The sequence below is a fragment of the Streptomyces sp. DvalAA-14 genome, assembly GCF_900091855.1.
Taxonomy (GTDB): Bacteria; Actinomycetota; Actinomycetes; order Streptomycetales; family Streptomycetaceae; genus Actinacidiphila.
Genome location: NZ_FMCH01000134.1, coordinates 1 through 8,325 on the forward strand (window position 1 = coordinate 1; position 8,325 = coordinate 8,325).

At 72.3% G+C, this 8,325-nt stretch carries 6 protein-coding genes; 3 read left to right on the plus strand and 3 right to left on the minus strand.

The genetic code is table 11. The features are described from left to right. A partial coding sequence (locus tag GA0115240_RS06215; protein ID WP_370673287.1) for an RNA polymerase sigma factor occupies positions 1–832 on the minus strand: 832 nt, incomplete at its 3' end. 622 nt (positions 833–1,454) lie between these two features. Then, the gene (locus tag GA0115240_RS06220; RefSeq protein WP_256069575.1) at positions 1,455–2,414 is read right to left on the minus strand and encodes a TetR/AcrR family transcriptional regulator; all 960 of its coding nucleotides are present in this window, start codon (positions 2,412–2,414) and stop codon (positions 1,455–1,457) included. Positions 2,415–2,767: 353 nt separating this feature from the next. Between GA0115240_RS06220 and GA0115240_RS06225 the strand changes: the two genes are divergently transcribed. Both GA0115240_RS06225 and GA0115240_RS06230 read left to right on the plus strand, forming a co-directional pair. Beyond that, a complete protein-coding gene (locus GA0115240_RS06225; RefSeq protein WP_093735648.1) occupies positions 2,768–4,135 on the plus strand; it encodes an NAD(P)/FAD-dependent oxidoreductase in 1,368 nt (455 codons plus the stop codon). 112 nt (positions 4,136–4,247) lie between these two features. Then, complete coding sequence (locus tag GA0115240_RS06230) at positions 4,248–5,954, plus strand: ATP-binding SpoIIE family protein phosphatase (RefSeq protein WP_093735649.1); 1,707 nt, start codon at positions 4,248–4,250, stop codon at positions 5,952–5,954. A 97-nt stretch (positions 5,955–6,051) separates the two neighbouring features. Here GA0115240_RS06230 and GA0115240_RS06235 read toward each other — a convergent pair whose 3' ends face one another. Then, a complete protein-coding gene (locus GA0115240_RS06235) occupies positions 6,052–7,344 on the minus strand; it encodes an MFS transporter (RefSeq protein WP_093735652.1) in 1,293 nt (430 codons plus the stop codon). Positions 7,345–7,524: 180 nt separating this feature from the next. Between GA0115240_RS06235 and GA0115240_RS06240 the strand changes: the two genes are divergently transcribed. Beyond that, positions 7,525–8,085 (plus strand): MarR family winged helix-turn-helix transcriptional regulator, encoded by a 561-nt coding sequence (locus GA0115240_RS06240; RefSeq protein ID WP_093735650.1) that lies wholly within the window; start codon positions 7,525–7,527, stop codon positions 8,083–8,085. The last annotated feature ends 240 nt before the right edge of the window (positions 8,086–8,325 follow it).

The following is an 8,325-nucleotide window of genomic DNA, read 5'->3' on the forward strand; positions in this document are numbered from 1 at the left end:
TGGAGTTGAGGTCGGCCAGTTCCACGGAGGCGGCCGTGCAGCGCGTGCACTCTTTGAGGTGCCGGTTGAGTTCGCGGTCCGCGCGGGTGCGCAGCGCGCCGCGGGCGTGGGCGCCCAGCCGGTCGGCGTAGCGCGCGCACGCGCCCCCGGTGGTCAGGGTCGAGCTGACATGAGCCTGGAGGTACGCCTGCCGCAGACCTTCCCGGGCCCGGTGCGCCAGGACGGCGGTGGCATTCGGGGTCAGCCCGAGCAGCGGGGCGATGTCGCTGGGCGACTCGTCCTCCACCGCCGTGTGCCACAGCACGGTCTGCCAGCGCTCGGGCAGGGCACGGAACGCCCGGATGGCCATGGTCCGTTCGGCCTCGTGCATCGCCCGCACCTCGGCACCGAGGTCCGAACTCTCCTCGGTGGCGCCGGAACCGGCCGCGGAGACCGAGAACACCGCGAAATCCTCGACGAGATGCTCGCGCTTGGCGGTGTTGCCCCAGGTGGCCGCGACCCGGCGGACGGTGGTCAGCAGATACGCGCGCACCGATGTCTGCGGGCCGCTGCCGCCGCGGATCGCCTGCAGGGTGCGCGCGAACACCTCGCCGGTCAGATCCTCCGCGGTGTGTGCGTCCCGGCAGCAGGTCCGGGCATAGCGGCGTACCGATTCGGCATGCCGCCGGTACAGCTCCTCGTAGGCGCTGTCCTGGCCGCCGCGCACCTGGGCGAGCAGTTCGGTGTCGGACACCGCTGCCTGCCCGCCGGCGTCCGGCGCGGGATGCCCGGCGGCGAACACGTCGTCGTCCCCGGGCGCCGCCGCCCGCGGCTCCTCGCCCTGCTCGGGCACCCGCACCCGGGCCGACTCCGGCTCCGGCCGTACGACGTCCCCCCGGACAAGGTCACCGCGAACGGCCCCACCGCGATCAGCACTTCCCCGTGCGGCGTCCCCCCGCGCGACCGGATCCCGCTGTCCGGGCACCCGCGCCGGGGGTACTTCGGCCCCCGACTCCGCGCCCGGCGCCGCTCCCCCGGATTCCCCGTCTCCCTCGTCCACGCGGCAAGCGTGGCACAGGACCGGCCCCCGCCGTCATGCCATTGAAAGGAACCACCCATCCGTGATCCCGACACGCACACAATCCGGCCTTTTCATCCCATCGAGTTCATCCCCGCACGCTCAGGTTTGCCCTCGGCCCGAACCGGCCGGCCCCAACGGCGGCCCGTGGCGCGAGAATCGGTGCGGCCAGCACGCCACCCGCCGCGGAAGATCCAGCGAGCGGAGCCCGGGCAACTCACAGCGCGGAAAGCGGGGGAGCGGCCGCGGTGGTTTCCGGGCCGCGGACCGCTGGCGCCGGTTGCGCGCGGATGTTGCCCGGCAGGCGGCGAGCGGAGCCCGGGTCACCCGGCCGGGGTGAAGGGATCCGCGCAGTGTCCTGTTCCGCCCGGGAGCAGTTCCCGGGCGGAACAGGAGGTCACCTCGGGTTGGCCGCCGCCGTGCTGGGGCGGGAGCGCAGACCCTCTAGGAGGATGTCGAGCAGGCGGGCGGACGCGGCCGCGTGCTGCTCCGGGTCCGGCAGGGTCGGCGCCGCGGTCGCGATGACCAGCAGGACATCGGTGACCGATACGTCCCCGCGCAACTCGCCGGCCTCCCGGGCCCGGTCCACGAGCTGTCCGACGACGGCGAGCAGTGTCCGTACGCCGTCCTGGTCGGGGTCCTGCGGCTGCTCCGGGAGCTGGTCCGTGAGCTGGTCCGGCCGCTCGGCGGTCGCGGCCTCGGCCCCGGCCGGGGCTCTGGCCTCGGACCGGACCCCGGCCGGGCCGGCGTGGGCCTCGACCTCGAAGCGCTCCGGCCCGGCCGGCGCGAGCCGACTGCGCTGCTGCGGCACCCGCGCTCCCGCGTCGACCGTCTCACCGGCACCGCGCATGTCGACCGTGCCGCACGCGTCGACCGTGCCGCACGCGTCGACGGCGTCGGCGAGGCCGATCACCTCGACGGCGCGGACCGACTCGTCGTCGTATGCGGCGCCGGGCCCGCCCTGCACCCGCAGCACCTGGGGCGGCAGCAGCCGGCCGGCGCCGGAAGCCGCCGAAGTGCGCAGGAAGCGCGCGAGCGCCGACCACGCCTCGTTCTCCTGGCCGAGCGCGGTCCGGGCCTGCTCGGTCAGCCGCGCCGTTTCCTCCTCCGCGATCCGCCGGACCAGCACGTCCTTGCTCGGAAAGCGGCGGTAGACCGTGCCGACGCCGACCCGGGCCCGCCGGGCGACATCCTCCATCGGCGCCCCGTAACCGAGTTCGCCGAACACCTCACGAGCCGCGCGCAGCACGTGCTCAAGATTGCGCTGTGCGTCAACCCGCAGCGGGGCCGACCCGCTCACACCCCCCCGTAGTCCGGAACCGGTCGCCGCGATGCGCCGAGAGTCCTGAATGTGCATATGTGTATCCCCCGGAAAAACTCATGTCTCCCCCCGGAGACTCCCCACCCTTAACGAAGATCCCGCGCATACCGCGCAGTACTACGAGATACAAACATAGTTGAGCATGCGTCAAGAAAGAAGGGGGCGGACGGGGCAGGACAGCGCCGGTGGGGCGCACGAGCCCCGGGGCATCCGGCGTGGGAGCCCGACGCACGCCCCCGTGGCGCGTCGCGGCGATCACCCCAACAAGCCGGGCGTCGCGCCCTTTTGCCCGATGATGTGCTGCCCGGGAGTCGCCTGACAGGGGATTCCCCGGAAACGTGCTGTCCGGCCTGTGGACAAACGGCTCACGTCCATTGCCTCATGGAGCAATGACGGAGTCCGCAGCTTTGGCCACAGCGAGCACACCGCGCATTCTTGTTGTCGGCGGTGGCTATGTCGGGTTGTACACAGCCCTGCGGCTGCAACGGAAGCTGAAGCGCGGAGAGGCCGAGATCACGGTCATCGAACCCCAGCCCTACATGACCTACCAGCCGTTCCTCCCGGAAGCCGCGGCCGGCTCCATCTCACCCCGCCACGTCGTCGTCCCGCTCCGGCGGGTGCTCGACAAGTGCCGGATCGTGCCCGGCGAAGCCAGCGCCATCGACCCCGTCCGGCAGCGCGTCACCGTCGTCACCCCGGCCACCGCCGAAGAGGGCGGCGAGGCCCTGGAACTCTCCTACGACCACCTGGTCCTCGCCCCCGGCTCCGTCTCCCGCACGCTGCCGATCCCCGGCCTGGCCGAGCACGGCATCGGCTTCAAGACCGTCGAAGAGGCCATCGGCCTGCGCAACCACGTGCTGGAGCAACTCGACATCGCCTCCTCCACCCGCGACGCCGCGGTCCGCGAGGCAGCGCTGACCTTCGTCTTCGTCGGTGGCGGCTACGCTGGAGTCGAAGCGCTCGCCGAACTCGAGAACATGGCGCGGTTCGCGGTGCGCTACTACCACAACATCCGCCCCGAGGACATGAAGTGGGTGCTGGTCGAGGCCAGCGGGCGCATCCTCCCCGAGGTCGGCGACGACCTCGGCACCTACGCGGTACGGGAACTGCGCGGCCGCAACATCGACATCCGCCTCCACACGCGGCTCCAGTCCTGCGACCACCGGGTCGCGGTGCTCTCCGACGGGGACCGGCTGCCCAGCAGGACCCTGGTGTGGACAGCCGGCGTCAAACCCGCGCCCATCCTCGCCGCCTCCGGGCTGCCGCTGAACGAACGCGGACGGCTCCGCGCCGAAGCCACCTTGAACGTCATCGGCGCACCCGGCGTCTGGGCGGCCGGCGACGCCGCTTCCGTACCCGACCTCACCGCCGAGCAGCCCGGCACCGAGTGCGCACCCAACGCCCAGCACGCCGTCCGCCAGGCCAAGGCGCTCGCCGACAACCTGGTCGCGACGCTGCGCGGCCGTACGCCGACCGAGTACCGGCACAAATACGTCGGCTCCGTCGCCTCCCTCGGGCTGCACGAAGGCGTCGCCTTCCTCTACGGCCGAAAAATCAAGGGCTACCCCGCCTGGTTCATGCACCGCGCCTACCACCTGAGCCGGGTGCCCACCTTCAACCGCAAGGCCAAAGTGCTGGCCGAGTGGGTGCTCGCCGGGCTCTTCAAGCGGGAGATCGTCTCGCTCGGCTCACTGGAACACCCGCGCGCCGAATTCGAACTCGCCGCCGGAGGCGGTCGTAAACCCGACGTGTCCTGACCCGACCCGCGCCGTCCAGATTCCCCCCGGGGGCGCCGGTCGGCCACACTGGGTGGGTGACCACGCGTGCACCAGCACTGGCGAACAGTGCCAGATACGAGGAATCGGACGTTTGAACCTTACGCGCTGGAGCGCCCGGCTCCCCGGAACACAGCGACGCGCTGCCGTACCCGCAGCACGCGGCAAGGTCGGCGACGCCCAGGTCCCGGCCGTCGGAAGCCTCCCTGGAACCCTCCCCGGCGGCCCCGACCGGCCGCCCGCCCCGACCCCCGGCCATCCCGGCCCCGCCCAGGTCACGCCCGGCGGCGAGCCCTCGGTCCGCGGCGTACTGCGCCTGCTGCCCGCCCTCATCGCGGTCACCCACGGGCCCGGCCACCGGGTCGGCTTCGTCAACGACGCCTACACCGAGGTCTTCGGTCCCCGCGACACCGGCGCCCCGGCGCGCGACGCGCTGCCCGAACTCGCCGAACTCGGGCTGCTCCCGCTGATGGACCAGGTCCACCGCAGCGGTAAACCGCGCACCGTCAAGGCCCGCAAGGTCACCTGGTCGGACGGCTCCTCGCACACCCGTCAGGGTTACTTCACCTTCACCTGCACCCCCGTCCAGGGCGACGACCCCGACCCCGAACGCCGCGGTGTCCTCGTCTTCGCCGCCGACGTCACCGACCAGGTGCAGTCCGCCGAACGACTGCGGGAGAGCGAGCGCCGCCTCCACGAGACCGCCGTCACCCTCCAGCGCAGCCTGCTCCCCCAGCGCCTCGAACAGCCCGACGACCTCCGCGTCGCCGCCACCTACCAGCCCGGCGGCACCGACGCCGCGGTCGGCGGCGACTGGTACGACGTCATCACCCTCGGCGCCGGCCGCACCGCCGTCGTCATCGGCGACGTAATGGGCCGCGGCGTGCGCGCCGCCGCCGTGATGGGACAGCTCCGGACCGCGGTACGCGCCTACGCCCGCCTCGACCTGCCCCCGCACGAGGTCATCCAGCTTCTCGACGGGCTCGCCTCCGAGATCGACGACACCCAGATCGCCACCTGCGTCTACGCCGTCCACGACCCCAGCGAGGGCCGGCTCTCCTACGCCAGCGCCGGGCATCCCCCCATCCTGATCCGCGACCCCGACGGCACCGTCCGCCGCGCCGACGAGCCCACCGGCCCACCGCTGGGCACGGGCGGCTGGGTGCACAGCTCCGGCAGCATCCCGCTCGGCCCCGGCTGCAGCGCCGTCCTCTACACCGACGGCCTCATCGAACGCCGCACCGAGGACATCGACGAAGGCGTGGCCGCGCTCACCCGCGCCCTGGCCGGCGCGACCGGCGCGCCCCAGGTGATCTGCGACCGGCTGATGCGCGCCCTCGGCATCACCTCCGAGCACGACGACGACGTGGCGGTCCTGGTCCTGCAGTACCCGGACCACACCGGCCCCGACGCCGAACTCTTCCGCAACGCCTCACTCGATCTGCTCGGCGGCATCGAGGCGGCACCCCGCGCCCGCGCCTTCGCCACCGGGGTACTCACCTCCTGGCGCTTCCCGGTCGAACTGATCGACCTCGGCGTCCTCGCCGCCAGCGAACTCGTCGCCAACTCCCTCCAGCACGGCACCCCGCCGATGCGGCTGCGGATGCGCCGCACCGACCGCCGGCTGATCATCGAGGTCACCGACGGCGACGACCACCTGCCGCGCCGCCGCCGCGCCGAACCCGCCGACGAAGCGGGCCGCGGCATCTCGATCATCGCCACCGTCGCCTCGGCCTGGGGCTCCCGCCGCACCCCGGGCGGCGGCAAGGCCGTCTGGTGCGAATTCGCCCTACCGGGCTAGCGAGGGCGGCGGGGCGGGAACGGGCTTGTCGAAGTCCGTCCCGCCCGCCGGCGGGCGGCCCTTCGGCCTGGCGTGGCGCGGCGTCGCGTCCGACCGGTCAGGCAGGTATGCGCTCGGCCAGCGCGGCAGCCGACGGCGTGGACTGCGCCACCACCCGGGAGTAACGCAGCGGAATCTCCTGCGCCGGGGTGAGCCGGCGACCCATGAACAGGGCCGTGACCGAGATACCCAGCGAGCTGACGACCAGCATCACGATGTACAGGCCGTACGCCCCCGCGCCGGCGATCAGACCGCCCACCGCCGGACCGAGCGCCAGCGCCAGCTGCTTCACCAGCGCGAACGCCGAGTTGTACTGCCCGACCATCCGCTCCGGGGCCAGATCGGCCACCAGCGGAGCCACCGTCGGCGACAGCATCGCCTCGCCGAGCCCGAACAGCGCGTACGTCGAGATGATCGCCGCGACCGCCACGGCGTGATGACCGTGCAGCAGCCCGGACGCTCCCGCCACGAGCCAGGCCGCCGACCACACCAAGCCGACCGCCGCGATCACCCGGCTGCGCCGCCGCTGCTCCACCAGCCGCAGCACCACGAACTGCGCCAGCACGATCACCGCCGTGTTGGCCGCCAGCGCGATGCCCAAGGTGGCCGGGGAGATCCGGGTGACCTCCACGGCGAAGGCCGACAGCCCCGACTCGAACTGCCCGTAGCAGGCGAAGAACATCACAAAGCCGAGCACGCAGACCATCACCATCGCCCGGTCCCCGGCCAGGAGCCGCCAGCCGCCCACAGGCGAACCGGCCTCCGCCCGTACCGCCGCCCGCTCCAGCCGTGGGGCGTGCGGCAGCCGCACCCGGGCGACCACCGCGCCCAGTACCAGGAACATCGACGCCTCTATGGCGAAGAGACGAACGAAGGACCCGGGGTGGGCGGTGTCCACGATCAGCCCGCCGATGAGGCCGCCCACGCCCAGCCCCAGGTTGTTCAGGAAGAACTGGGTCGCGAACGCACGCGACCGGGTGGCCGTGCTCGAACACCAGACGATCATGGTGGCCAGCGCGGGCTGCACCACCGCCATGCCCGCCCCCAGCGCGCCGGCCGCCGTTATCAGCACCGGCTCGCTACCGGACAGCCCCAGCCCGAGGGAACCCGAGGCCGCCAGCACCGTGCCCAGCACGGCCACCGGCACCGGACCGCGCCGGTCGATGACCCGACCGGTAAAGGGCAGCACGAAGAGCGCGGCGACGGCGAAGGTCGCCAGCACCGCGCCCGCCGCGCCCGCGCCCAGCCCCCGCACCTGCGACACATAGATGAACGTGAAGGGCACGGTGAAGCCGTTGCCGAACGCACTCAGCGCGTTGCCGAGCTGGATCCTGCGCAGAGCTGCGCCCATCGCCGTGCTCACGGTCACCTCACCTGACAGATGAAGCCCCCGCCCGCGCTCCCGGGGCGGTCAGCGCAGCGCTGTCCGCCCGGACTTCGAGCCGGAAGACTTCAGAGAGTTAGAGTTCGAAGCTAAAGAGTACATGCGGAAGGGCTTTAGTGCAAAGCCCTCCCGTGGCATACTCGGAGCATGACCGCCGCCGCAGGCTCGACCGGAGCGCCGCACGAGCTGGATCTCGATGCCCAGATCGCGGCCTACCAGCGAGAATTTCCCGAGGTCGACCCCCAGGTCGAGAAGGTCGTCACCGCCCTGGGCCGGCTCAACCGCCGGATGAACGTCGCCTACGGCCGTCAGCTCGTCGACCTCGGCCTCAGCAACTCCGAGTGGGAAGTCCTCAAGGCACTGGTCGTCGTCGGCCGGCCGTACCGCCTGGGCCCAGGCGACCTCGCCAAGCGCCTCGGCCTCACTCCGGCGGCCATGACCCACCGGATCGACCGCATGGTCGCCGAGGGCCTGGTCACCCGGGACCGGGACGAGGCCAACCGCGTCCGCGTCATCGTGGAGCTGACCGACGAGGGCCGCGAGAAGTGGCTCGCGACCATGCGGATGGCCGCCGCCTTCGAGGACCAGCTCCTCCAGGACCTCACCTCCGTCGAATGCGCGGCGCTCGGCGAGATCCTCACCCGTCTCCTGCGACGGGTGGAGTCCAGCCAGCCCGACGCCGGCGGGCGGCTCGAAGACCTCGACTGACACCCTCTCCCGGGGCCTGACCGGCACAGGAGCGACCTGGGTTGACACGGGGTGAACGGGTGCGTAATGTTCTCCGGGTTGTCCGACGTGAGCGCCGACCCTGGTCGGTCCCCGGACAGCCATCCCGCAGGACCACTCGATTCGATACGCGACTCGTCGCATTGTTGATTCGTGGTGCGCTTTTACGGAATGCAGGTGGTCATTCGAACCGCCGGGCCGATTTGGCCGGGCGGGACGGGG